20 protein-coding genes are annotated in these 26,246 nt (G+C 42.4%); 16 read left to right on the forward strand and 4 right to left on the reverse strand.

Going from position 1 to position 26,246, the window contains the following annotated elements; translation table 11 throughout:
* Window positions 1-71 precede the first annotated feature (71 nt).
* The 3 genes from lon (at window position 72) to AC0L6H_RS11475 (ending at window position 5,095) form a co-directional block, all read left to right on the forward strand.
* A complete protein-coding gene (gene lon / locus AC0L6H_RS11465; RefSeq protein WP_473389081.1) occupies window positions 72-2,426 on the forward strand; it encodes an endopeptidase La in 2,355 nt (784 codons plus the stop codon).
* Window positions 2,427-2,726: 300 nt separating this feature from the next.
* Window positions 2,727-2,999 (forward strand): HU family DNA-binding protein, encoded by a 273-nt coding sequence (locus AC0L6H_RS11470; RefSeq protein ID WP_473389082.1) that lies wholly within the window; start codon window positions 2,727-2,729, stop codon window positions 2,997-2,999.
* A gap of 206 nt (window positions 3,000-3,205) precedes the next feature.
* Entirely contained in the window at window positions 3,206-5,095 is a 1,890-nt protein-coding gene (locus AC0L6H_RS11475; protein ID WP_473389083.1) for a SurA N-terminal domain-containing protein, read from the forward strand.
* 140 nt (window positions 5,096-5,235) lie between these two features.
* Here the strand turns inward: AC0L6H_RS11475 and AC0L6H_RS11480 are convergent, their stop codons facing one another.
* Together AC0L6H_RS11480 and rpsT are read right to left on the reverse strand one after the other, a co-directional pair.
* Window positions 5,236-5,409 carry a hypothetical protein gene (locus AC0L6H_RS11480; protein ID WP_473389085.1) on the reverse strand — a complete coding sequence of 58 codons (174 nt, stop codon included), beginning with the start codon at window positions 5,407-5,409 and terminating at the stop codon, window positions 5,236-5,238.
* 127 nt (window positions 5,410-5,536) lie between these two features.
* The gene (rpsT, locus tag AC0L6H_RS11485) at window positions 5,537-5,800 is read right to left on the reverse strand and encodes a 30S ribosomal protein S20 (protein ID WP_473389086.1); all 264 of its coding nucleotides are present in this window, start codon (window positions 5,798-5,800) and stop codon (window positions 5,537-5,539) included.
* 219 nt (window positions 5,801-6,019) lie between these two features.
* Here rpsT and murJ point away from each other — a divergent pair, with 219 nt between their 5' ends.
* The 13 genes from murJ (at window position 6,020) to AC0L6H_RS11550 (ending at window position 24,921) form a co-directional block, all read left to right on the forward strand.
* Window positions 6,020-7,585, forward strand: coding sequence for a murein biosynthesis integral membrane protein MurJ (gene murJ, locus AC0L6H_RS11490; protein WP_473389087.1), 1,566 nt, complete (start codon window positions 6,020-6,022; stop codon window positions 7,583-7,585).
* 122 nt (window positions 7,586-7,707) lie between these two features.
* Entirely contained in the window at window positions 7,708-8,634 is a 927-nt protein-coding gene (gene ribF / locus AC0L6H_RS11495; protein WP_473389089.1) for a bifunctional riboflavin kinase/FAD synthetase, read from the forward strand.
* Between the two features lie 17 nt (window positions 8,635-8,651).
* Window positions 8,652-11,477 (forward strand): isoleucine--tRNA ligase, encoded by a 2,826-nt coding sequence (ileS, locus tag AC0L6H_RS11500; RefSeq protein WP_473389090.1) that lies wholly within the window; start codon window positions 8,652-8,654, stop codon window positions 11,475-11,477.
* Window positions 11,470-11,973, forward strand: a complete 504-nt coding sequence (gene lspA / locus AC0L6H_RS11505; RefSeq protein ID WP_473389091.1) for a signal peptidase II — start codon at window positions 11,470-11,472, stop codon at window positions 11,971-11,973. Before ileS ends, lspA begins: the two co-directional genes overlap by 8 nt.
* Window positions 11,963-12,427, forward strand: coding sequence for an FKBP-type peptidyl-prolyl cis-trans isomerase (gene fkpB / locus AC0L6H_RS11510; protein ID WP_473389093.1), 465 nt, complete (start codon window positions 11,963-11,965; stop codon window positions 12,425-12,427). Before lspA ends, fkpB begins: the two co-directional genes overlap by 11 nt.
* A gap of 9 nt (window positions 12,428-12,436) precedes the next feature.
* A complete protein-coding gene (gene ispH / locus AC0L6H_RS11515; RefSeq protein ID WP_473389094.1) occupies window positions 12,437-13,381 on the forward strand; it encodes a 4-hydroxy-3-methylbut-2-enyl diphosphate reductase in 945 nt (314 codons plus the stop codon).
* A gap of 243 nt (window positions 13,382-13,624) precedes the next feature.
* Window positions 13,625-14,272 carry a prepilin-type N-terminal cleavage/methylation domain-containing protein gene (locus AC0L6H_RS11520; RefSeq protein ID WP_473389095.1) on the forward strand — a complete coding sequence of 216 codons (648 nt, stop codon included), beginning with the start codon at window positions 13,625-13,627 and terminating at the stop codon, window positions 14,270-14,272.
* Window positions 14,272-15,159, forward strand: a complete 888-nt coding sequence (locus AC0L6H_RS11525; protein ID WP_473389097.1) for a PilW family protein — start codon at window positions 14,272-14,274, stop codon at window positions 15,157-15,159. Before AC0L6H_RS11520 ends, AC0L6H_RS11525 begins: the two co-directional genes overlap by 1 nt.
* The gene (locus tag AC0L6H_RS11530) at window positions 15,156-15,719 is read left to right on the forward strand and encodes a pilus assembly protein PilZ (RefSeq protein WP_473389098.1); all 564 of its coding nucleotides are present in this window, start codon (window positions 15,156-15,158) and stop codon (window positions 15,717-15,719) included. The genes AC0L6H_RS11525 and AC0L6H_RS11530 overlap by 4 nt, the downstream gene beginning before the upstream one ends.
* Before the next feature lie 13 nt (window positions 15,720-15,732).
* Window positions 15,733-19,824: a PilC/PilY family type IV pilus protein gene (locus AC0L6H_RS11535; protein ID WP_473389099.1), complete on the forward strand. Its 4,092-nt coding sequence runs from the start codon at window positions 15,733-15,735 to the stop codon at window positions 19,822-19,824.
* A gap of 50 nt (window positions 19,825-19,874) precedes the next feature.
* On the forward strand, window positions 19,875-20,342 hold the full coding sequence (locus AC0L6H_RS11540; protein ID WP_473389100.1) for a type IV pilin protein: 468 nt from the start codon (window positions 19,875-19,877) through the stop codon (window positions 20,340-20,342).
* Window positions 20,343-20,604: 262 nt separating this feature from the next.
* Window positions 20,605-23,247, forward strand: a complete 2,643-nt coding sequence (locus AC0L6H_RS11545) for a TonB-dependent receptor plug domain-containing protein (protein WP_473389101.1) — start codon at window positions 20,605-20,607, stop codon at window positions 23,245-23,247.
* A 138-nt stretch (window positions 23,248-23,385) separates the two neighbouring features.
* Window positions 23,386-24,921, forward strand: a complete 1,536-nt coding sequence (locus tag AC0L6H_RS11550) for a tetratricopeptide repeat-containing sulfotransferase family protein (protein ID WP_473389102.1) — start codon at window positions 23,386-23,388, stop codon at window positions 24,919-24,921.
* On the opposite strand, the gene AC0L6H_RS11555 is transcribed toward AC0L6H_RS11550, so the two are convergent.
* Both AC0L6H_RS11555 and AC0L6H_RS11560 read right to left on the reverse strand, forming a co-directional pair.
* A complete protein-coding gene (locus AC0L6H_RS11555) occupies window positions 24,901-25,464 on the reverse strand; it encodes a GspH/FimT family pseudopilin (protein ID WP_473389103.1) in 564 nt (187 codons plus the stop codon). The two genes, AC0L6H_RS11550 and AC0L6H_RS11555, sit on opposite strands and share 21 nt — an antisense overlap.
* 91 nt (window positions 25,465-25,555) lie before the next feature.
* Entirely contained in the window at window positions 25,556-26,236 is a 681-nt protein-coding gene (locus AC0L6H_RS11560) for a GspH/FimT family pseudopilin (RefSeq protein WP_473389104.1), read from the reverse strand.
* Between the last annotated feature and the right edge of the window lie 10 nt (window positions 26,237-26,246).

Raw genomic sequence — 26,246 nt, forward strand, 5'->3', positions numbered from 1 at the left:
CACAATTCAACTTTAAACTTTAGCTGACAATCCCCATATACAACCACAAAGCAATTAGTTAAGAGAGAAAAATGACCACCAGTAGTGTACTCAAGAACATGCCCGTGTTGGCATTACGTGATGTAGTAGTGTATCCCCATATGGTAATCCCGTTGTTCGTTGGTCGTGAAAAGTCTATTCAGTGCTTAGAAGCGGCAATGGACAACGACAAGCGTGTTTTTTTGGTTGCTCAAACCGATGCCGGAATAGACGAACCTAGCACTTCTGATGTGTTTGAAGTCGGCACTGTTGCCACCATTCTACAACTGCTCAAACTGCCTGATGGCACTGTTAAAGTATTGGTCGAAGGTAATGTAAGAGGCAAGGTTGATAACTACGTAGATACCGAGCCATTTTTTGTGGCTGATGTGTCGACACTTAACGATGAGTTGCTAGATGACACTGAGCAGGAAGTGCTAGTGCGCTCTGCTGTCTCGCAATTTGAAGGCTATGTTAAGTTAAATAAAAAGATCCCGCCTGAAGTATTGACCTCTCTCAACGGTATTGAGGATGCTGCGCGTTTAGCCGACACCATGGCTGCGCACATGCCGCTTAAGTTAAATGAAAAACAAAAAGTCCTCGAGATGCAAAGCATTGTTGAGCGCATTGAGTTTTTAATGGCGCTGATGGAAGGTGAGATTGACTTATTGCAAGTCGAAAAGAAAATTCGCACGCGTGTCAAAAAGCAAATGGAAAAGAGTCAGCGCGAATATTATTTGAATGAGCAAATGAAAGCTATTCAAAAAGAATTGGGTGAGTTAGATGATGCACCTGATGAATTTGAAGCGCTGAATAAAAAAATCATTGCTGCCAAAATGCCTGACGAAGCAAAAGACAAAGCAACGGCTGAACTCAATAAATTAAAAATGATGTCACCAATGTCTGCAGAAGCGACTGTCGTGCGCTCGTACATAGAATGGTTGGTGTCAGTTCCGTGGTTCAAAAGAAGCGCGGTTAAACGCGATCTTCAACAAGCTGAGAAGGTCCTTGATAACGATCACTTCGGCTTAGAAAAAGTGAAAGAACGTATTTTAGAGTATTTGGCCGTTCAACAACGTGTTAAAAAATTAAAAGGACCGATTTTATGCTTAGTCGGCCCTCCCGGTGTTGGTAAAACGTCCTTAGGGCAGTCAGTTGCCAAAGCGACTGGGCGTAAGTATGTGCGTATGGCATTAGGTGGCGTTCGTGACGAAGCTGAAATACGCGGACATAGACGCACCTACATAGGTTCATTGCCAGGCAAGCTAATCCAAAAGATGTCAAAGGTTGGGGTGAAAAACCCACTCTTTTTATTAGACGAAATTGATAAAATGTCATCTGATATGCGCGGCGACCCATCTTCAGCGTTGCTAGAGGTACTTGACCCTGAGCAAAACTCATCTTTTAGCGACCACTACTTAGAAGTGGACTATGATTTGTCAGACGTCATGTTTGTGGCGACGTCAAACAGTATGAATATTCCTGATCCACTGCTTGATAGAATGGAAGTTATTCGTTTATCGGGTTATACCGAAGATGAGAAACTTAACATTGCCTTGCGTCATCTTATTGCTAAGCAAATGGAGCGCAACGGTCTTAAAAAGAACGAACTTAAAATTGAAGACTCGGCCATCATAGGCGTTATTCGTTACTACACTCGTGAAGCCGGCGTGAGAAGTTTGGAACGAGAAATTTCAAAAATTTGCCGTAAAGCTGTCAAAAATATCCTACTCAAAAAAGAGAAGGGTACCGTAGTGGTGAACCAAGACAACCTTAAAGAGTATTTAGGGGTACAGCGATTTGATTACGGTAAAGCGGATAAAAACAATCAAATTGGCCAAGTAACAGGACTTGCGTGGACGCAGGTTGGCGGCGACCTTCTAACGATTGAAACAAGTGCCGTTCCTGGAAAAGGAAAAACCACGGCAACCGGTTCACTAGGTGACGTTATGCAGGAGTCGATTAAAGCGGCCATGACCGTGGTGCGTTCGCGTGCAGAAAAACTTCGCATCAACGCTGACTTTCATGAGAAACGTGATATACACGTGCATGTTCCAGAAGGCGCCACGCCCAAAGACGGACCAAGTGCGGGCATAGGAATGTGCACGGCATTAGTGTCTTCTCTTACAGGTAACCCAGTGAAATGTGATGTTGCTATGACTGGTGAAATAACCCTTAGAGGTGAGGTGCTTGCGATTGGTGGTCTGAAAGAGAAATTACTAGCGGCCCATCGCGGAGGCATTAAGACGGTTATTATACCGATTGACAATGAGAGGGATTTAGAAGAAATTCCGGCAAATGTCATCGGTGATTTAAATATCCACCCAGTAAAATGGATTGATGAGGTCTTAGATATCGCATTAGAAAACCCAGTAGATAGCTTTAGTGTGGATACGAAGTCACAATAGGTTATTTAAATGCATTTTTTGTTATTTTTTTCAATAAGCTATTCACATTCATCTCAGTTGTGCTACCTTATTGGGGTAAGCGTTGAAAGCCCAAATATGCAAATATAAAGGGATGGCAGGCGGTTTCTTATTCATAATTATCGTTTTAAATCAAGTGGTAATTTACCTAGAGTAAATTACCATGACAAACTCTAGACGGGCTTTAACGATGTACTGCGCTATTCAAGGATTTAGAATAGCTTACCTCGTAAGTCTGTCGTTTTTTTTAAGTAATATAATAACAACGAAGGGGATCCCATAGTGAACAAATCTCAAATAACTGACCTAATCGCAGAACAAGCTGATATATCTAAAGCTGCTGCTGGCCGTGCATTAGATGCATTTACTGATTCAGTAACGGCGGCATTGAAAGATGGCGATCAGGTTGCGCTTGTTGGTTTCGGCACATTTGCTGTTCGTGACCGTGCAGCGCGCAGTGGCCGTAACCCACAAACTGGTGAGACTATCCAGATTGCAGCTGCTAAAGTACCTGCATTTAAAGCGGGTAAAGCACTTAAAGATGCGTGTAACTAATTAGTCAACAAACATCAAAAGTAGTATTTGAAAGGCGATGAGCGATCATCGTCTTTTTTTTGCAAGTTATTTATGACTTCGTGCAGGGTTTTCCTCGCGTATCGGGGCAAGGGTCGGTATAATCTAGCGTCGAAAAATTTAATCAATAAGTTAGTCATATATAGATTGTAAGGCTACTTCTACTTAACAAAAGGTTGTTGTTAAACATGTTACAAAATATTCGTGAGGGCATTCAAGGTCCTTGGGCGATCGGAATTGTCGCGCTTATAGTCGTTAGTTTTGTATTCACTGGCGTGGGAAGTTACATCTCTTCAAATAATACGAATGCCGTTGCAGTCGTAAATGGTGAAGAAATTGCAGCAGGTACCCTCGAAATTGCCTACAATAACGAACGTGCTCGTTTTGAAAGTCAATTTGGCGAAGCGGCTAACTCATTGTTTAATAGTGAAAGTTACGTAAATCAGTTCCGAAGCGATATACTAGAAAGACTGATTAATGACGAATTGGTCTCACAAAAAGCAGATGAACTTGGCTTGCGTGTAGGTGCCGCTGAGATTAAAAAATCCATTGCCACCTTGCCAGAGTTTCAAGTTGCTGGTGCATTTGATAACGCGATGTATTTAAGTGCGTTAGAACGTGCAGGCTATACACCTAGCGAATTTGCTGAGTATCTACGTGGCCAAATGACACGGCAACAATTGGTCCAAGCTATCAATGGTTCTAGTTTCAGTTTAGAGCATCAAGTAACGCAAATGCTCGCGCTTCAAAACCAAACACGCGACGTGAAAAGCTTGACGATAGATGTTGCCGCTTATCAAGATTCGATTGAGTTAAGCGAAGAAGAAATTCTTAATTACTACAACAACAACTTACCTGACTTTGATACCCAAGAACAAGTGAAACTCGCTTACGTTACTTTGTCTGTTGACGATCTAATGCCAAAGGTTTCGGTAAGTAGTGACGAAGTTGACGAATACTACGAACAAAATATTGCTTTATACACTAGTGAAGAAATCCGCAGAGTATCGCACATTTTGTTTGAAAGCAGCGAAGATGCTGACGCAGCGAAAGCTAAAGCAGAAGCTGTACTTGCTCAAGTTAAGTCAGGTGGCGATTTTGCGACCTTAGCCGAAGAAAATTCTGATGATATTGTGAGCGCAGAAGAAGGCGGTGATTTGGGTGAAATTAACCGCGCCGACTATGAAGGTGCGTTTGGCGATGCTGCCTTTGCACTTAACAACGCTGGCGATGTGTCAGATGTTGTAGAAACTGAATTTGGTTTCCATATCATTAAGCTGACTGAGTACACTGCACAAGAAGTTACGCCTTTAGAAGACGTGCGTGCTGAGATTGAGTCTGAAATACGCACGTCTAAAGCGACCGATGAGTTTTTTGTATTGCAACAAGAGATGGCTAGATTAGCGTTCGAAGAACCTGATTCCTTAGAAGCTGTCGCCGAAGCTACAAATAGACCTATTATCGAAACGGCATTTTTTGAGCGCAACAACCTACCGCCAGCGGTCAATTTTCCGCAAGTTGCTGACCTTGCTTTTTCAAGTGAGTTGATTGATCAATCAGTTAACAGTGATATTTTAGAGTTGCGGGATTCTTTAGTGATGGTGACAAGAGTCGCAGAACATAAACCACAAAGAACAAGAACGCTTGAAGAAGTGCAAGCTCAAATTGAAGTCGCGTTAAAAGCTGAAAAAGCGCAGGAACAAGCGCTTGTTTATGCACAAGATATACAAACAGCAATGTTCAATGGTGAAGATCTTAATGACTTGCTTGCTAAGCAGGATTTGTCTTGGGAAACACACACCGCATTAGCTAGATCATCTAACGAACTACCACCTGCTATGCTCGAAGCAAGTTTTGAGTTAGGACCTGTACAAGGCGCTAATAGTAAGGTTGTGACGCTAAACAACGGTAATGTTGGCGTGGTGCTATTAACCGCGGTGAATAACGATACTGCGTCTTCAGAGACTGATAGAGCGAATATAGAACAAGGCTTAAAGCGTTTGCAAGGCCAGCAAACCTATCAAAACTTTGTTGCAGCGCTTCGTGCGAATGCAGATGTGAAGATAGTAAGAAACTAATGCTAAGTGCTTAAAGAAGGGTATGATTAACTTCTCTTAAGCTATGAGTCTAAAAAACCGCATTCTCTATACTAGGTTTACATGCTTAGTTTGAAATGCGGTTTTTTGTTTTCTTTTTTAGCCAATATTATGTGGCGATGTTAGGCGCGGGTAATGGCCCAGATGAGGGCAAAAAAGCCAACAATAACGGCGCTTAGCACGGCGATATAGACAAACCCTTTGCGTCCATCTTCAAAAGAATAATTGTTGACGTGCAAATAAGTATACCAAATTACGCATAAGGCAAGAGGAAAGAGGAAAATATACTTAATCATGAAAAGGCTCTTTTAATATGTAATGAATAAAGTATACGCTCAAAGCTAAATTTGAGCTTAAAAAAAGGCCTTTGAATTTATTCAAAGGCCTTTATATCTTGTTAGAGGTCCCAAAAGGCTCTCTAGGTTAGGCCATAGCCTTAATTTGTGCGTTTAAACGTGACTTATGACGAGAAGCTTTATTCTTATGAATAAGACCCTTCGCAGCCATTCTATCAAGGATAGGCACTGCAGCAGCATAAGCACTTTGTGCTTCTTCTTTATTGCCTGCGTCAACAGCAGCAATAATTTTTTTGATGCAAGTACGAGTCATGGAGCGACGGCTTGCATTATGCTGGCGGCGCTTCTCAGCTTGAATTGCACGTTTCTTAGCAGACTTAATGTTAGCCAAGGTGTAACTCCTAAAATATTCATGTCAAAATTGAGGGTGCGGATTATCTAAGTTATCCGTCTATTTGTCAACGAATATAGAGGATAATTGCAAAAAAAACTCAACTAATCTTAAATGTCGTTATACTATCAACATATTCTGATTCACGAAAACCATCACAGTAAATGAAGCTACTATTTTGTCTTAGCCCAGATGGGCGCACCAAGCAACGAGCGGTGCATGGCTAAAAAACTAATTAAAGCAGGTGTTATCGTCAGCTCTATGACTTTACTGTCAAGAGTACTAGGCTTAATAAGGGATGTTGTTGTCGCAAATTTACTTGGCGCAAATTCAGGCGCTGACGTATTTTTCCTCGCGAATAAAATCCCTAATTTTTTACGTCGCTTATTTGCAGAAGGCGCATTTGCACAAGCATTTATTCCTGTACTAACCGAAGTGCAAGCGCAAAACGATCATGCTCGCTTAAAACAATTTATTGCTAATGTATCGGGCACTTTAGGTGCGATCGTTTTTTGTACGGCGATTATCGGTGTGCTTGCTTCGTCGGTTCTCGCGGCGGTGTTTGGGGCAGGTTGGTTTATTGATTATTTAAATGGGCAGCCGGGCGGTGAAAAGTATGAGCATGCAAGCATGCTTATTAAGATTACTTTTCCCTATATTTTCTTTATATCCTTAACGGGTTTTGCCGGTGCGATACTCAATACCTTGGGCAAATTTGCGGTGGCGGCGTTTACGCCCGTCTTGTTAAATATTTCTATAATTGCATGTGCATACTTTCTCGCCCCTTATTTATCATTAGGTGCATATGCCTTAGCATGGGGCGTGTTTATAGGCGGCGCGGTACAGTTGTTTTTTCAACTTCCTTTTCTATTCCGGGCAGGTTTACTCGTTAGGCCTAAATGGGGCTGGAAAGACCCTGGGGTGGTTAAAGTTCGCACCTTGATGATTCCTGCGCTTTTTGGCGTTTCAGTAAGTCAAATAAACCTTCTTCTCGATACCTTGATTGCCAGTTTTCTGCAAACAGGTTCAATTAGTTGGCTTTATTATTCTGACCGTTTACTTGAATTTCCCCTTGGTTTATTCGGAATAGCGATCGCCACCGTTATACTACCTGCCTTATCTAAAAACCATGTGACTAATGACAAACAAGCCTTCGCTAGAAACATCGACTGGGCCTTTCGTATTATTGCAATGTTAGGTATACCCGCTAGCGCAGCGCTTATCGTTTTAGCCATGCCATTGATGTTAGTTATATTTCAACGGGGTGCCTTCACCGTTGATACCGCCTATATGGCATCAGTCAGTTTAATTGCGTACGCAACAGGTCTATTCGGATTTATGCTAGTTAAAATCTTTGCGCCTGCCTTTTATTCTCGCCAAGACACGAAAACACCGGTCAAATATGGGATTATGACCATGGTCGCTAACATGGTATTTAACTTAATATTGGCCATCCCTTTCGGCTATGTGGGTTTGGCCATGGCAACAGCACTATCGGGTACGATGAACGCGGTTTTGTTGTATCGCAGACTGTCTTTTTTGGGCGTGTATAAGGTGCCAACCCAAACGTGGTGGTTTCTTGGGAAAATAACATTGGCAGCGCTGCTCATGACATCTGCGTTAGTGTATTACTCTACAAATGTAACTTGGATAGAGAGCACTTTTGTAAAGCGTCTTGAATACTTGTGTATTGCTATTGGGATAGGCGCACTGACTTATGGGCTTTCATTGCTGCTTCTTGGTATTCGTCCTCATCAGTTAATTGGTAAGGAAGTTAAAAAATAGCACTGAGTTATTCACAGCAGATGTGCAAAATAAGCTATCTTTCTGCCTTTAAAGCGTTGGTATTGAAGTGCTTGTCGTTTATAATCTTGCGCTTTGTTGTTTAAGTAAAGTTGTTTATTAGCGTGGAATTAATCAGAGGTTTACATAATATTCGTGCCCAGCATCATGGCTGTGTGCTTACTATTGGTAAATTCGATGGTGTTCACTTAGGCCATCAGGCGGTGCTACAAAGTGTTTTGGAAAAAGCTGAGTCGCTAAACTTACCTGCTGTGGTCATGGTGTTTGAGCCTCAACCTGAAGAGCTATTCGCTCCGCAAAACGCACCTGCTCGCTTGTCATTGTTAAGAGACAAGTATGTTGAGCTCGAAAAGCTAGGCGTGCATCGTCTTTTATGTGTGCGATTTTGCGCGGCTTTCTCGAGCATGTCACCGCAAACATTCATAAAAGACTTATTGGTGAATCAACTCGGGGTTAAATTTTTAGTCGTTGGTGATGATTTTCGCTTTGGTGTAGGTCGCAGCGGTGATTTTGATATGCTTGAGCAGCAAGGTCAGCAATTAGGATTTGATGTGGTGAGTACGCAAAGTTTCACTATGTTAGAAAACCGGATCAGTTCTACGGCGATTAGAACCGCTCTTAAAAACGGCGATTTTGCACTTGCCAAGGCGATGTTAGGACGGCCATTTTCGGTTGTGGGCAAAGTGGTGCATGGTGAGAAAAATGGCAGGAAAATAGGTTTTCCTACAGCCAATATTTTACTAATGCGTCACAAATCTCCGCTGAGTGGCGTTTTCGCAGTCAAAGTAAGTTATCGAGATAAGATATACAAAGGCGTTGCCAATGTAGGCCATAGGCCCACCCTAAACGGTACAAGAATGCAACTTGAAGCGCATTTGTTCGACTTTGTAGGCGATTTATACGCACAACACATCAGTGTTGAGTTTGTTAGCAAAATACGTGACGAAATAAAATTTATCGATTTTCAGGAATTGACAAAACAAATAAATAAAGACGCTGAGCAAGCCAAACGTTTGCTCGCCAATCAATGATTTAACGGAATACTATAATGACCGATTATAAAGCGACCCTTAACCTGCCAGATACTGCTTTTCCAATGCGTGGTAATTTGGCAAATCGCGAACCTGAAATGCTAAAGAAATGGGACAGCCAAGATCTTTACCAAAAAATTAGGCAGGCGAAAGCGGGTAATAAGCCTTTTATTCTGCACGATGGCCCCCCCTATGCTAACGGGGACATACATATTGGTCATGCAGTAAATAAAATTCTAAAAGACATTATTGTCAAATCAAAAACATTATCTGATTTTGACGCACCTTATGTGCCTGGATGGGACTGCCATGGTTTACCCATTGAATTAATGGTCGAAAAAAAGGTTGGCAAGCCTGGCAAGAAGGTGAGTGTAAGTGAATTTAGGGAAAAGTGTCGTCAATACGCCCAAAGACAAATAGAAGGGCAAAGCAAAGATTTTCAGCGCCTTGGTGTGCTCGGTAATTGGAAGCAGCCCTACAAGACGATGGATTTTTCGAGTGAAGCCAATATTATCAGAGCGCTATCTAAAATAGTTCAATCTGGCCACTTAGAAAAAGGTTTTAAGCCTGTCCATTGGTGTACCGATTGTGGTTCAGCCCTTGCTGAGGCGGAAGTTGAATATCAAGATAAAGTGTCACCAGCAATCGACGTTGCTTTTGCTGTGGTAGAAGCCGGCGCGATGGCTAGTGCTTTTGGAATAGAAGAATCTGAATTTGTCCGCATTCCAACGAAGGTAGTCATCTGGACAACTACGCCTTGGACCATTCCTGCAAACAGAGCAATCAGTTTACACCCAGAATTGGAATATGCCTTAGTGGATATGACCTTTGCGTCAGGTACTAAACGTTTAGTGCTCGCTGCAGACTTAGTTGATCAGTGTGCGAGTCGTTATGCTGCCGATTCATACGAAGTAGTGGCAAAATGTGAAGGCAGTGCGCTTGAAAACCAGCGCGTTAAGCATCCATTGTTAGATATTACCGTGCCCCTAATTTTAGGTCAGCATGTGACAACGGAATCCGGCACAGGCTGCGTACATACTGCGCCTGCCCATGGTGTGGACGATTTTATTGTAGGCAAACACTATGACATTGAAGTCTATAATCCAGTAGGACCCAATGGAGTCTATTTAGACGATACCCCTTTATTTGCAGGGCAACATGTATTTAAGGCTAATCAGTCCATCGTTGACGCACTCCAAGAAAATGATGCACTGGTGCTCAATGTTAAGTATGAACATAGTTATCCTCATTGTTGGCGTCATAAAACACCGATCATTTTTAGAGCCACTCCACAATGGTTCATCAGCATGGACAAAAAGGGCTTACGCAAAGCGTCTATTGAGCAAATAAAGCAAACCCAGTGGATTCCTGCATGGGGAGAGAATCGCATTACCTCAATGGTCGAAGGTAGGCCAGATTGGTGTATTTCACGCCAGCGTACGTGGGGGGTCCCCATTTGCTTATTTATTCATGTCGCGACAGGCGAAATTCATCCTAACTCTGAAGCTATTATGGAAACAGTGGCACAAGCTGTAGAAGAAAAAGGAATTCAAGCATGGTGGGATTTAAGCGATGAATCTTTGATTGGTGAAGACAGCAAAAATTATGTCAAGGTTACAGATACTTTAGATGTGTGGTTTGACTCCGGTGTAACCCATTATTTTGTGGTGGATAAACGCGAAGATATTCCGGCTTCTGCGGATTTATATTTAGAAGGTTCAGACCAACATCGCGGTTGGTTTATGTCTTCTTTGATTAGCTCTACCGCAATGCATGGCCATGCACCCTATAAGCAGGTATTGACCCATGGGTTTACGGTAGATGCAAACGGCAAAAAAATGTCAAAATCGGTTGGCAACGTTATTGCGCCCCAAGAAGTTACCAATAAATTGGGTGCAGATATTTTGCGCTTATGGGCAGCCTCAACTGATTACCGAGGAGAAATGACGGTAAGTAATGAAATTCTCAAGCGCTCTGCGGATGCATACCGACGTATTCGCAATACTTGCCGCTTTTTGCTGTCAAACTTAAACGGATTTGATCCCGCTACTGATTTAGTTGCCCCCCAAGATATGGTTGCCTTAGACGCATGGGCGGTAGCCAGAACAAGCCAAGTTCAAAAAGAAATTTTGGAAGCTTACGAACAGTATGACATGCTAATTGTATGTCAAAGTTTAATGCAGTTTTGTTCTATTGATATGGGTAGCTTTTACCTAGATATTATTAAAGACCGTCAATATACAGCTAAGTCTGACGGCCTTGCACGTAGGTCATGTCAAACTGCGCTTTATCATATAATGGAGTCTTTAGTTTGTTGGATGGCACCTATCATGAGCTTTACAGCACAAGAGTTATGGGAAGTCATGCCTGGTGAAAGAGACCAGTATGTATTCACTGGTAAGTGGTACGAAGGTTTGCCAAAGGTTGATAATAAGGGCTTAGATAACGAGTTTTGGCAACAAATAATGCTGGTTAAAGCTGACGTAAATAGTGCCTTAGAGAAAGCTAGAACAAGCAAGTTGATTGGTGGCTCATTAGAAGCGAAAGTGACATTATTTGTGAATTCAAGTACTGCCTCATTGTTAGCTAAGTTAGAAGATGAACTGCGCTTTGTACTTATTACGTCAGAAGCGCACGTGCAAGCATTGACGGAAAAGACAAGTGATGCCCTAGAAACACCAAATGCCGAGTTATTTGTTTTGGTAGAAAAGTCAGAGGCTCAAAAATGCACTCGCTGTTGGCATCATAAAGCTGAGGTTGGAAAGGATCCTAAACATCCAGAACTATGTAACAGATGTATTGAAAATGTAGATGGTAATGGAGAAGCACGACATTATGCGTGATTTAATTAAAAACACGGGGCTACGGTTTTTGTGGATTTCTGGTGTCATTATTGTATTAGATCAATGGAGTAAATACGCCGTTGTGAATGCGATGAGTTTGTATGACTCTATTCAGCTCACCGGTTTTTTTAATCTAACCTATGTGCACAATTATGGTGCTGCCTTTAGTTTTTTGTATGATGCAGGTGGATGGCAAGTTTATTTCCTCTCTGCTATTGCACTGATTGTCAGTGCCCTCATTCTATGGTGGTTACGCCAAGCTACACACGAGCAGTTTCTGCTCCCAGTGGCGTTTTCCTTTATTCTTGGTGGTGCTATAGGCAATGTTTACGATCGCATTGCACACGGCTATGTGATTGATTTCTTAGATTTCTACTACGGTAGTTATCACTGGCCAGCGTTTAATGTAGCAGACTCAGCCATATTTATAGGCGCGGCACTTTTAATTATTGATATGTTTAAAAATAAAGAGGCGCATAAAAGCAATGGCGAATGATAGCCCAACTAAAACAACAGATGCGAAGGTCATTGGTGATAGTAGCGAAGTTATTTTGCACTTTGACTTAACTTTAGAAGATGGCACCGCAGCTGATAGTACCAAAGTAAGTGGTAAACCCGCTAAAATGGTTATGGGAGACGGCAGTTTAACACCCAATTTTGAAGCCTGCCTACTCGGACTTAAAATCGATGACAAGAAGTCTTTTACCTTGGCGCCCGAAGACGCTTTTGGTATGCCTAATCCTGATAATATTTATCATGTAGACAGAACTAAATTTGGCGCTGACATGGAACTAAAAGAAGGCATGATAATGGGCTTTGCACAACCTGATGGTAGCGAACTACCTGGTATTATTCGAAGCATTGCAGGGCATTCTGTTACCGTCGATTTTAACCACCCATTAGCAGGACAAACCGTTGTTTTTGCGGTTGAAATCATTGACGTAAAATAAGAGGTATTTATGCAAATTCATTTAGCTAATCCAAGAGGTTTTTGCGCTGGTGTTGACCGCGCAATTACGATTGTAGAACGCGCTCTTGAAATTTTTGAACCGCCAATATATGTACGCCACGAAGTCGTGCACAATAAATTTGTGGTCGATGGTTTGAAGGAGCGAGGCGCAATATTTGTCGATGAGCTAAATGAAGTCCCCGATGACGCAATCGTGATTTTTTCAGCACACGGTGTATCGCAATCTGTTAGAAACAAAGCCACTGAAAGGGGATTAAAGGTCTTTGATGCGACTTGCCCCTTAGTGACCAAAGTGCACATGGAAGTAATGCGTGCCAGCAAAAAAGGGACTGAATGTGTCTTAATTGGACATCATGGCCATCCCGAAGTAGAAGGTACCATGGGTCAATATAGCAACCCTGAAGGCGGTATCTACCTAGTTGAGTCTATCGAGGATGTTGCAGCGCTAAGTGTTAATAACCCAGAAGAACTATACTACTGCAGTCAAACCACCTTATCAGTCGACGATACGGCAGAGGTTATTGACGCACTTCGTACAAAGTTTCCTAAAATAGATGGTCCTCGCAAAGATGATATTTGTTATGCCACACAAAATCGACAAGACGCTGTCAGAGATTTATCACAAGATTGTGACGTGCTATTTGTTGTTGGCGCACAAAACTCTTCAAACTCTAACCGACTCCGAGAACTTGCCGAGAAAATAGGTGCTAAGGCTTATTTAATTGCAGACAAAGATTGCATTAAAAAAGAGTGGTTAACGGATGTAAAACATGTTGGCGTAACCGCGGGTGCTTCAGCGCCTGAGGTGCTAGTTCAAGGTGTTGTTGATAAGTTAATCGCGTGGGGCGCCACAACAGCCCTTGAGCGTGAAGGACGACCTGAAAACGTTGAATTTGCAGTACCCAAAGAATTACGTATTAAACAAATATCCTAATCCATAGGGTTTAATTTTTTTTACTATAACTAGTACTAAGCTTATACCCTAATTTAATCAAACGTTTATCAAAAACCTACATTTTGCCTTTTGCAAAGTGCTTGTTTTTTGTACCTAAAATAACTGGTCTTATGGCCCGTTTCCATTCGAAATTAATACCTTACACTTATTCATAATAACCAAACATTGCGGAAATTCTGTAAGGTGTCGATATCCCTAATATACATTAATTTTAAATACGTCATGAGTAATAAAAATATCCGACATTTAAATAAGCTTTCACTGAGCACTCGTCAACGCGGGGTTGGCTTGATTGAGGTATTGATTACCCTTGTGATTTTAGCTGTAGGTCTACTTGGCGTTGCGTCATTACAGTTTATTGGGTCTTTTTCAAACAAAGAGGCCCTTGCACGCACGCAAGCGGTTTTAGTAACTGAGCAAATGACCGAACGCTTGCGCGCCAGTACGGTTGCTTCGAAAATAAGTGACGGTTTTGTGGTACACAATAATTACGTCGACAGTGACAACTACAATTTCAATAATTTATCTTGCACAGGCTCAACCCCTGCGTACGACTGCCATTGTCTAGAGATCCCCGCAGATATTCCAAATTGCCAAGAAAATGAATGTGTCGCCGCCGATTTAGCGGTATTTGATGCTTATCAAATGTCATGTTCGGTGGTTAGAGAAAATCCAAATGCAACGCTAGAAGTTACTTGTAGCGACACTGATACAAGTGACGCAGACGCTTGCACAGCCGGATCTATTCATAAAATCATGGTGAAATGGCCCGCAGCAAGTTGGCGAGATGACTTCAAAAAAGCCAATGTTAATTGCAATACAACTAGCTCTGCTGAATATGACTGTGTTGTAAAAGAGGTCGTACTTTGATGATGTACAACAATTTGAAACAAACTTTATACAAAAGCCAGAAACAAGCGGGCTTCTCGCTTGTTGAAATTATGATTGCTTTGGCACTGGGTTTGGTTATTTCTGCTGCCGTCGTCCAAATCATGATCAGTAACTCATTAACCGATAGGCTTAATCGTGCGGTTGCTAGCACCCAAGAAAGTGGTCGCTATATTGTAACTAGATTACGTTCAGAGCTACTAATGGTAGGGCTATATGATTCCTTGAGTCCCAACTTGAATACCAGTGTTGATATAGCAGAGGAAGAAGCCTTTGTTCGTAACCATCCTATTCCTATCCCTGGCGATTTTAATGACCGCGCGGCATTAGGCAGCATACAAGGAGCGGACGGCGAAAACGACACCTTAGTGGTTAGCTTGCAAGCGGCTCAAGACTGCCGAGGATTTAAGCTCGGCTATGATGACGATGAGGAATTTTATGTTGTTAACGAATACTTTGTCAGCGATGGAAAGTTGAAATGTCGGGGCTTTGATGGTCGCGTGGTACGGGGACAAAAAGCGCCTGTCGGACACAATGCACATGCCGCCTATACTATTTTAGATGACGTACTATCCTTTCAAGTTACCTATGGCATTGCAAACCCAAATAGTAATGATGGAGAAACTTTGCCTACTCGCTATATAGATGCTTCGGATTTAGCCGATGCCTATGACAACAATCAGCAAGTCGTCAGCCTACGCATGGCTATTGTGGTCAAGGGTGAAGGAGAGATTTCACTGGATAGGAGACTAAGTTTTAAACTGTTAAATGAGGATTCGATAACCGCGCCAGATTACGGTCTTTATAAGGCCTTTGAAACAACCGTCACACTCAGAAATATGCGTAATTTTGTAAGGGGAAGTGCATGAAAAATCAAACAGGTTTGGTCATGGTATTCGCGTTGTTGGTGTTGCTATCAATTACCATTTTAGGCGTTTCGTCGGTATCTAGCAGTCTTTTGCAAGGTAAAATGGCAAGCTCAATTGAACGCAAATCGGTTTCTTTTGATGCCGCAGAGGCGGCCATCGCTGGCGTTGTATTTGAGTCTGAAGATGAATCTATATTGGTAAATCCACTTCTCACCGATCCACTTTCAGAAGCAAGACAATTAGCTGCTATCAATTTAGATAACGAAACCTTGAGTTGTTTTGAAAATGGTCGCACCAACCGGGCAATTACGAGCGCGGGGTTAGGTTTTAACTCGCGCCATACAGCGACTGGTCGATATAGTGACAATCCGCCAGTAGACAGTTGGTCAAAGACCGCCTTTGTACGAGAGCAAGCATGCAGGGGCTCAAGCAATGTTATTGGCGGCAGCAATATCAATTGCCATGTATTCATAGTAAGAGGCTGTGGTCAAACGCAAGGCAGCAGCTATGTGGTAGCCAATACCCTAACCGCAGCGGTATTCGCACCAGCATCTAATTAACGAGGGTATTTCGATGAGCAGTAAAAAGTTTGGACTCTCAATTTCAGCATGTTTGCTGAGTTTTATGATTAGCTTCAGCGCCTTTGGCGATGATTTAGAAATCTATTTAGGTTCTAGCGACTCGGTGGTGACCTACAAACCAAACGTCCTTTTCATTATGGATACTTCAGGGAGTATGGGTGGTCGCGACGGTACCGATACAACTCGTATGCAAAAAGTGCAAGATGCGCTTAGAGATGCCCTCGGCGGTGCAACAAATATTAATGCAGGTCTAATGCGTTTTTCTGACTACGGTGGCCCCGTTTTATATCCAATCAAAGATATCGATGCGCCCGTTTCCCCAGAAATTATAATTCCTACTACTGATAGAACAGACGATGCCAGCGAAGTCAATGGTTCGATTAGTCTCAATCATAATACGATGCTAATGTCTCAAGGCATTGACACTGTATATTCTGGCTTTCGCTATCAGGATATCAATATTCCTCGTGGTGCTGTAATTACTAGCGCTGTTTTGCGTTTCACCTCAGGGGGATTAAATAACACTATTACAAATTTTAAAATTGCGGGTGAAGCAACCGGCAATGCAGCCACTTTTGGCTCAAATACAAACAACATTTCTTCTCGAGCTACGACTAGTAATGAAGTTATTTGGGATGATGATAACGCTTGGCCAAGTTGGGGTGAGCTTATAAACACGCCTGATATATCGCCAATCATTCAAGAAATCGTCAATCGCTCTGATTGGTGTGGTGGCAACAATCTTGCTTTAATCTTTGAATCAATCGATATGTTACCAGGCTCAAATCGCCAAGTATATTCAAGTGATGATGGCAGTAGTCGTTCTCCCCAACTAGTACTAACTTACGACGAAAGCACTGCAACCGGTTGTGTTCGAGATAAATTTATTTACCAAGTTGACGAACAAGACGACAATGCTGAAGAGCGTTGGGACGGCCGTCAGAGTACGGGTGATGAATTAACCTTTAGGTCGAATAATAATCGCTACGCGGCAGTGAGGTTTAAAAACCTTAATTTGCCACAAGGTGCAACGATACTAAATGCGTACTTAGAGTTTACTGCCTATCAAAACGGCACAAGTTCAGGTGCAAGAATGACCATTCAAGGGGCAAACCAAAATAGTCCTTCTGATTTTCGTTCCTATCCCAGGTACACCTTACGAGATACACCAAAAACGTCCGCCTCAGTGACATGGTCAAATATGCCTTCGTTTTATCGCAACGGCGTGTATCAGAGTCCTTCTGTTACCAATATTGTTCAAGAAATTGTGGATCGTTCTGGCTGGCAACCGGGCAATAAAATGATGTTTATCATGTCTGATTTTAACAGTGCCAGTAGAGGGGCTTATACTTATAGAGGCAAGAATTCAGGCGCGGTACGTTTAATTGTGGAATTTGAAGGTAACGCCACACCAGGGACGACCTCAACGGTCCGTCAACATCTAATAGGCAAGGTTGACGATTTAAGTGCCAACGGTTATACACCTATTGTTGATACCCTTTATGAAGCCACACTCTATTACGGTGGGCTTGATGTAGATTATGGACGCAAACGCGGCGAGAGCAATGTATCGAGTAATGTGCGCAGAGCGACACGTGTCAGTCATCGTTCATCTTATGTGGGCGGCGATCCTGTTAGACCCTCTGGCTGCGAAGAAGATAACTTAAGTAGTTCAGATTGCAGCGGAGAATATATACCCCTAGGGGCTACCTATATTTCTCCAATCGAAGATTTGCAATGCCAGACCAACAACCATATTGTTTTGCTGTCTGATGGAGAGGCAAACAACAACCACTCCGTGTCCAAAATACAATCATTATTAGGCCGTTCTTGTACCGGCAGTGGCGGCGAAAAGTGTGGTTTAGATTTGGCCAAAAGCATCAGTGATACGGGTGACTCGCCCATCGACGCGCGAGTAATAACACATACCATTGGTTTCTCTGCTAATTCACGAGCAAATAACTTCCTTAATCAAATTGCCTTGCAAAGCGGCGGTGGTTTTTATGAAGCAACCGATAGTGAACGGCTGCTGAGCGCTTTTGAAACTATCCTTAGGCAAGTCAAAGATATTAACTCGACTTTTGTCTCACCGGGCGTAGCGGTAAACCAATTAAACCGCCTCTCTCACCGAGATGAACTTTACTTTGCCTTATTTAAACCTGCTGAAGGTACTTTGTGGCCAGGCAACCTTAAAAAATATCGTATTGAAGGCGATAAGGTACTTGATAAAAATGGCAATAGCGCCGTTGATTCAGCGACCGGATTTTTCTCAGAAAATAGCCATAGTTATTGGTCAACTCTGGCTGATGGAAACGATGTGCGCGATGGTGGTGCCGTGAGTAAGCTTGATTTGGTGCGCAATATTTACTTCTTTGACGATTCCCCCGGTACTATTTTTACCAACTCGAAGGTACTTAATGAAGGCAACTCAAATATTAGTGAGCGCGACCTAGCGGTCGACACTTTGCCTGATTCTTCAACTTTACGCACTGAAATCTTGAAGTGGGCACGTGGTGTTGATGTGCTCGACGACGATGGTGACGGTTCAACCAGCGACGTACGTATGCAGATGGGTGACCCTATACATTCGCAACCGGTTATTGTTAACTATTCGGCCAATGATAGTGCGATATTTGTGGCAACTAATCACGGTTTCTTGCATTCCTTTGATGCAGAAGATGGTAGCGAAAACTTTGCTATCGCACCCAAAGAGTTACTAAGCAACTTGTATGACTTTTATAGAGATAGCTCTACGTTTAATCATAAATATGGCCTTGACGGGGACCTCGTTATTCGCAGTGTAGGTACCAAAACATATTTATATTTAGGCATGCGCCGCGGCGGAAATAATTACTATGTCTTTGATGTAACATCTAAAACGAACCCTAAATTAGTATTTACTATCAATGGCGGGGAAGGTGAATACGCAAACATGGGCCAAACATGGTCGCGACCGATTATCACAAAAGTGAAAATTGGCAATAGCATAAAAAATGTAATGATAATTGGTGGCGGATACGACGAATCCCAAGATGAAAAAGAAGTTCGCCTACCTGACTCTGTAGGAAACAGCGTTTATATGATAGATGCAGACAATGGCAGTTTACTGTGGTCTGCTGGGCTTAGTGATGCTGATTTAGTGTTAGATGACATGAAATACAGCATACCGGCGAGAATATCTGCGGTTGATAGAAACAAAGACGGTCTGGCTGATCACATGTATGTTGCCGATATGGGTGGTCAATTATTTAGGTTAGATATATATAACGGTGAAAGCCGCAGTAACTTAGTCCAAGGTGGTCTATTAGCCACGTTTGCAGGCGATACTGAAGAAGATAACCGTCGTTTCTACTACGGCCCTGATGTTTCTGAAATATTGCTAGGAGAAGAGCAATATTATGCGGTAGCAATTGGTTCTGGATTTAGGGCTGGGCCTTTAAATACCACAATTGATGATCAATTTTACTTGATAAAAGACACAGGTATTTTCAATACCGATAATCAAGGCAAGTTCCTGTTACCTGACACAGCGTACAGCGAAGATAGTTTATATGATGCTACTGATCATTTGTTAACCTCTAGCGATGAAACTGAGCGCGAACTTGCTAGTGAAGCCTTTCTTGATAAAAAAGGATGGCGTATTCGCTTAACCAATGGCGGTGAAAAGGTCTTAGCGTCACCATTGATATTAGACTACAAAGTATTTTTCACTACCTATTTACCGGCATCAGCCAGCGACAGCTTGTGTGCGCCGCCAACCGGCAACAGCAGAGCATATTTAGTTAATATGACAAACGGTAATGCGGTTTCTGATTTGAATCAAAATGCACAAAAGGAATCAAGCGACCGCTATGCACAACTTGCGCAAACAGGTATCGCGCCAGACACAAAAATTTTGATAGAGAATATCGTAAAGCCGGTGGTGTGTTTAGGTGCAGAATGTGTAGCGGCGGTGATTCAGTTAGATGAAGATGGCAATGAAATAGCCTGTGGTACTGATTTTGAATGCTTAGCACAAAATATTTATGGGCGTTTTGAGCGTGTCCAAAAAGATATTTGGAAGACGGAAATAGAAAAGCCCTAGTTGCAAATACTATTTAGTTTATATATTGACACTTTACCAAGGAATTACCCATGAGAATGAAACAAGAGAAAGGTTTCACCTTAATAGAATTGATGATAGTTGTCGCGATTATCGGTATTATCGCTGCGGTCGCGTATCCAAGTTATCAGGGCATGATTGCCAGTAGTGCCCGCGGCGCCGTGCAAGCTGATTTAATGGCCTTCGCTAGCGCTATGGAAAGACATAGTGCTTCTAATTTTAGCTATAAAGGTGCCGGTCCTTCGGGAGCTGATACTGGTGCTCCTGCTATTTTTAAAGCCTATTCACCCGCTTCTGAACCAGAAGAGAATAAAAGCTATACCTTATCGATAGACAGCGTAGATAACAATGGACAAAGCTATCTGCTAAAAGCGGTGCCAGTTAGCGGCTCTGTTGTCGCAGGTACTGGCAATTTGTATATTTATAGCGATGGTCGCAAGGGCTGGGATTTCGATGCCGATGGCACTCTAGAAAGCAGCGAGTTCTGCTGGGCCTGTTAAGCTTTTGTTGGCGCCTTTGCTAGCAAGTATCCAAAAACCTTCACATATTCACGCATCCTCAACTTACTACCTCAAGGATGAGGCTTCTGCTAACAAACGTTTGCTTTTATTGGCGTTTATTCTAATTAATATTGAAAAATGGCACAAAAATAGGTATACCTAGTGACGTTCGTTTCGATGTTTTTGGAGTCTGCATTCAGTTTGTTGCCTTCATAGCCGTCAGCGTCTAATAATCACACAAAAATAAACTCAGGGAAATGCCATGCAAAATAAACTATCTAGCGTATGTAGAGGTGTCCGTATTGGGCTCACAGCTACTGCCACAGCAAGTCTAATGTTCACCCTTCCAGCAATAGCACAAGATTCTGGCGCTGAAGAAAACGTCGAAAAGATCGCCGTAGTAGGTAGCCGCGCGGCGCCTCGTTCAGTGGGCGACTCGCCAGTACCAATTGATATTATCGGTGCTGAAGAATTATCAAAGTCGGGAAATACCGACATGCTTGAAATTCTAAAAGGAACTGTGCCTTCTTTGAACGTTCACGCAAACCCAATAAGTGACGCTGCCTCCTTAGTAAGACCAGCCAATTTACGAGGCCTTTCTGCAGATAGCACTTTGGTATTGCTAAACGGCAAACGCCGTCACCGCTCCTCAGTAATCGCCTTTTTAGGTGGTGGTATCAATGATGGTGCCCAAGGTCCAGATATCAGTGTCATTCCAAGCATAGCGCTTAAACAAGTCGAAGTATTGCGTGACGGTGCTGCTGCACAATATGGTTCTGATGCAATTGCGGGTGTAATTAACTTTGTATTAAAAGATAATAGTGATGGTGGCTCTATATCTGTTCGTAGTGGTGAATACTATGAAGGTGATGGTGCAACTACGCAAATTTCTGGCAATGTAGGCATGCCTTTTACAGATAATGGTTTTGCCAACTTGAGTTTTCAATATAAAAATGCTGATGCCACAAGTCGAAGTGTTCAACGCCCTGATGCTGCTGCTTTCGCTGCAGCGGGTTTAGATGTTGATAACCCTGCTCAGATATGGGGCGCACCAGAAGTTAAAGATGACATTACGCTTTTTGGTAACGTTGGCCTAGACTTGGGTAATGACAAAGAATTTTATATGTTTGGTAACTACTCTGAGCGCGACGTGAAAGGGGGATTTTATTATCGTAATCCAACAACCCGTCCAGGTGTATATGGCGGTATTGTCAGAAATGTAGATGGTTCTGCATCTTATCGTCCAGGGGATGACAACCCAACTGGCCAGGCAGCATGGGACGCAGCTCCAGCAACTATTCTAGTTGGTTCACTTGATGGTTTATCTCAGCAATTAAACTGCCCGGTGGTTGAAATCGGTGCCAATGGTCTACCAAACGCAACGGCTCTAGGTCAACTTTCTGCAGCGAATTGTTTTGCCCATAATCAGGCGATTCCTGAAGGGTTTACACCTAACTTTGGTGGCAATATTACCGATACTTCATTGACCATCGGAACCAAAGGTGAGTTTAATGGCGGTTTTGTTGACGGCTGGATGTATGATTTAAGCGGAGCAGTTGGACGCAGTGAATCGCAGTTCTTAATCTTCAATACACTCAACTCTTCCTTAGGTCCAGATACTCCACGTGATTTTTCACCAGGTAAATACATTCAGTTAGAAAAAACCTTTAACTTCGACATGGTTAAATTAGTAGATATTGGCTTAGATGATTTAGCTAATATAGCTGGTGGTCTTGAATGGCGCGAAGAAAGTTTTGAGATCATAGCAGGTGATGAAGCATCATTTGTCGCGGGTCCTTTGTTTGAGCAAGGCTTTAGTATTGGTTCAAATGGTTTCCCCGGGTTTAAGCCATCAGATCAAGGCGTGTCGACGCGCAGAAACTATGCAATTTATGGTGACGCTGAAGTGCCATTTAGTGAAGAGTTCTTAATGGGCTTGGCAGTGCGCTTCGAAGACTATGATTCATTTGGCTCTACGGCTAACTTTAAAATAAGTGGTCAGTATCACGCCACTGATGATTTATCTCTTCGTGGTTCATACAGTACTGGCTTTAGAGCGCCAACAGTAGGTCAGGCAAACGTAAGTAATGTACAAACTAACTTAAGCAGTGGCGTGTTGGTTGATTCAGCCTTACTTGCACCAACCAATCCTATTTCGGTTGAGTTAGGCGGTACCGAGCTTGAGCCAGAAGAATCTGTTAGTTATACCTTTGGTGCAGTGTACAGAGCCGGTGACGTTTTCGTAACTGTTGATTACTACAATATTCAGGTAGAAGATAGAATCTCTCAATCAGAGAAAATCAATTTAACAGATGCGAACAAAGCGACCCTCAAAGCCGCTGGTGTACCAAACGTTGATGGGCTTGCACAAGTAAGCTTCTTCACTAACGATTTTGATACAACAACGCAAGGTATTGATGTAGTAGCAAACTACTCGACTGAACTCATGGGCGGTAGTGCTAAATTTAGTTTGGCCTACAACTGGAATGAGACTGAAGTAGATAGATTCTCTGAAATTACCGGTGCCTTTAAAGTGAAACGTTTAGAAGAAGATTTACCAAACCATCGTGCAACCGCTACATGGGCGCAAAGTATGGATGATTTCTCCTTCTTTACACGGGTTAATTACTTTGGCGAGTACCAAGGTGTGCACGTTGACTTTGATGCAACAGCGATTACAGCAGATGCTGCGGTTACAGTTGATTTTGAAGCAAATTACTACTTGAACGATGCTATTACCTTGACTGCTGGTGCACAGAATATCTTTGATCAAGATGCAGAACGAATTGATATTCCTGCCGATGTTGGTATTCCGAACAACAACTGGGGTGGTGTATTTTATGAAACCTCTCCGTTTGGTATCAACGGTGGTTATTATTACGTTCAAGCTACCTATAACTTCTAGTAGCTGAGCTAATACTAAGGCATTCAACAGCATGAATGCCTTATAATTACAAAACCTTGTATTGCCGACGCTTTGGGTCCAATACAAGGTTTTTTTATGCTAAGCTTTTGCCCCAGCGATAACGAATAAATAGATCCTATGAACAATGCTCCACTCCCTCCCAAAGCCACTTTGTCTATAAAGAAAGCCCAGCTATACCTGCGCCAAAGGAACTATTTAGAAGCTCACAACTTACTTGAAACACTCATTCAACAGTATCCCGCTAGTGGTGAAGTGAACCTTTTGTTGGGCAATTTATATCTCAGCGTTGAGGACTTCGATAGTGCGATCACGCATTTGTCTCATGCTTGCCAATTGTTACCCAATAACTTCCATGCGCTTTTTAGTTTGATGGAAGCCTTTGAACAGGTAAATGCGCATCAAGATGTCAACACCGTTAACGATTTTATGCTAAAACAATTTCCTAAGACCCCTGAAGTACTATATAAAGCGGCTCAGTATTTTAGTGAAATTGGTCAGGTAAATGAGGCGAGTAAGTATTGCAGATTGTGTATAGCTGAGTGTGAAAGACAAACGGCTGATAAGCTTCTGCAGGCATACGCTTGGATGTTGTTGATTAAAGTTGATTCTAAAAGCCACAGCGCTGACACCATTGCGCGTTTACAGACGCTTCATACAAAAGATACTGAGAATAAAGAGCTTAGTATGCTCGTGAACTATGGTATGGGTGAAGTGTTTCATCAATTAAAGCAGGCCAGTAAAGCCTTTACCTGTTGGCAAATAGCCAACGATATTCAATATCGCTTGGCCGACTTCAAAACAAAAGACATGCGCCGTTTTTACGCGCAAATAATGGCTTCAGATAAAATTGCGCGCAAGGGCTTTGCTGCGCACCAGAGCCATAACAAGGATGTAAGTGACACTCTTGTTCCCATATTTATTGTTGGCTTGCCTAGAACGGGATCAACCTTACTCGAAACCATGCTTTGTGAACATAGTCAAATTGATACTGTGGGCGAAAGTACAATCGTGAGCGGACAAATAGCGACTTATTTAGCGCAATATTTTAAGGCTGATTATCCGACCTTTATGGAAGCGCTGTCTTTAGCGCCTGAAAATGGTGAAGAGCCTATACAACGTGCTCGCAAAATTTACTATCAGTCAATCGCAAAACGACAAATAACGGCACGCTATATCATTGATAAGCTTCCTGCTAATTTTCAATCGCTAGGACTCATAAAACGAATCTTTCCTAACGCTAAAATTATCCATATACAACGCGATTTTAATGATGTCGCCTTATCTATTTTTCGACATCATTTTGCTAGCAACGAACCTTACTTTTGTAACCTAGCAGAAACAAAGGCCTATAACGATTTGTATTCTATGCTGATGAAATATTGGCAAGATGTTTGGGCTGAGCAAATTTTTAGTTTAGATTATGAAGACTTGGTTACGCAGCCAAAAGAATCAATATCTGCCGTCTTAAATTATTGTGGCTTAGCGTTCGACGCTGCTTGTGTTGAAGAGCGTCAGCAAGATCCAAAGTCAGTAAAGCCGATAAAGACCTTAAGTGCAAATCAAGCACGTTTAGCTGTTACAAGCTCCCATGTTGGGCTTAGTAAGATGTATCATAGCTTGTTGGAAAAAGGCTTAAATGCTACTGCAATCTAAGTTCACGTTGCGTGTCCTTTCATGAATACCGTCACCATTATGATCAATACTGAGCCTTATACGCCCTTGCAGGCTGATATATAAGGAGCGCGCGAGCGTATTATCGTTTGTGGTTGGACATAAGATTAAACTAGCTGGCGATGCGTTATCCCCATTTTCGTAGAATTTGATGGGTGATCTTGGACCCTTTAATTTATGTGCTTGAAAAAGAGGATCGCTTGCTGCGAGCAGAGGCTCTTGCTCATCGCGAATATTGTTGTTATTCGTATCCACAAATACAATCAGTGGATTGCGCCAAAATCCTGAGCACTCGCTATAATTTTGTGAAGGGCATACTTTTGTGGTTTGGTAAGAGCTAATCGCATGATTTCTAGCAAAGCGCACGATGGCATTTATGTGGTTAAGATTGGCCGCAATTTTATGTGTATCAATAATGCGTTTTGCTTTTGGTGCTGCAACAAAAACCACGACGTAGAAAACAGCGATTGCGACAAGCAATTCAAGTAGGGTAACACCGCGCTGCGATAAGATATTGCTGGTCATAAGGATGCTGGTTTTCGCGTATTTTTAAGATGTAAACAACATACGCAAGATTCAAATGCAACGCCACTGTCTTAAAGGCTAGAATATTTCGTTAACTACAGCTTAAATCATCCCCGTTGGTGTCTTCAAATATATCATTGCCATCGCTATCGATACTAATTCTGACTCGCCCTTGGGCATTAATGTTTATAGAACGAGCCAGCGACTGGTCGCCACTTCGGGGACATACTTTAATACTGGCGCTTGCACTGGCCGCCCCTGAATCTAAAAACGCAACAACGGCGTTGGGACCTTGCATATTGTTGCCACTTGAAATTGCAGTAGAACTCATCAACAGAGGTTCGGAGCTATCGCGAGTATTGTTGCCATTATTATCAATGAAAACTATTTTTGCTTGATTCCAATTGGTGCTGCAAGTGGCAAAATTAGCGGAAGGGCATACGATAGCGGTGCTACTTTGATCAATTGCGGTATAACGGGCAAATTGTATAATGCCGCTGAGTTCATTTATTTCGGAGGTAGTGCGATTTTTTGCAATTATTTTTTGTACGTTAGGTGATACCACCGTCAATACAATCGCGACAACGGCAAGCGCAATCAGCATTTCTAGCAATGTCATGCCTCTTTGTCGCGCGCGTTTAAGCAACTTTGCGTCATTATTTCTTAACGCATTTGACATACTCGCACTAAATATCACTTCACTACTCCTAATCAATACAGGTAAACTATAAAACAAATGCGTGTAGGCATCGGTATGCCATGCTACAGACACTTGTGAAAAC

It is taken from the genome of Glaciecola sp. G7-5, assembly GCF_055808975.1.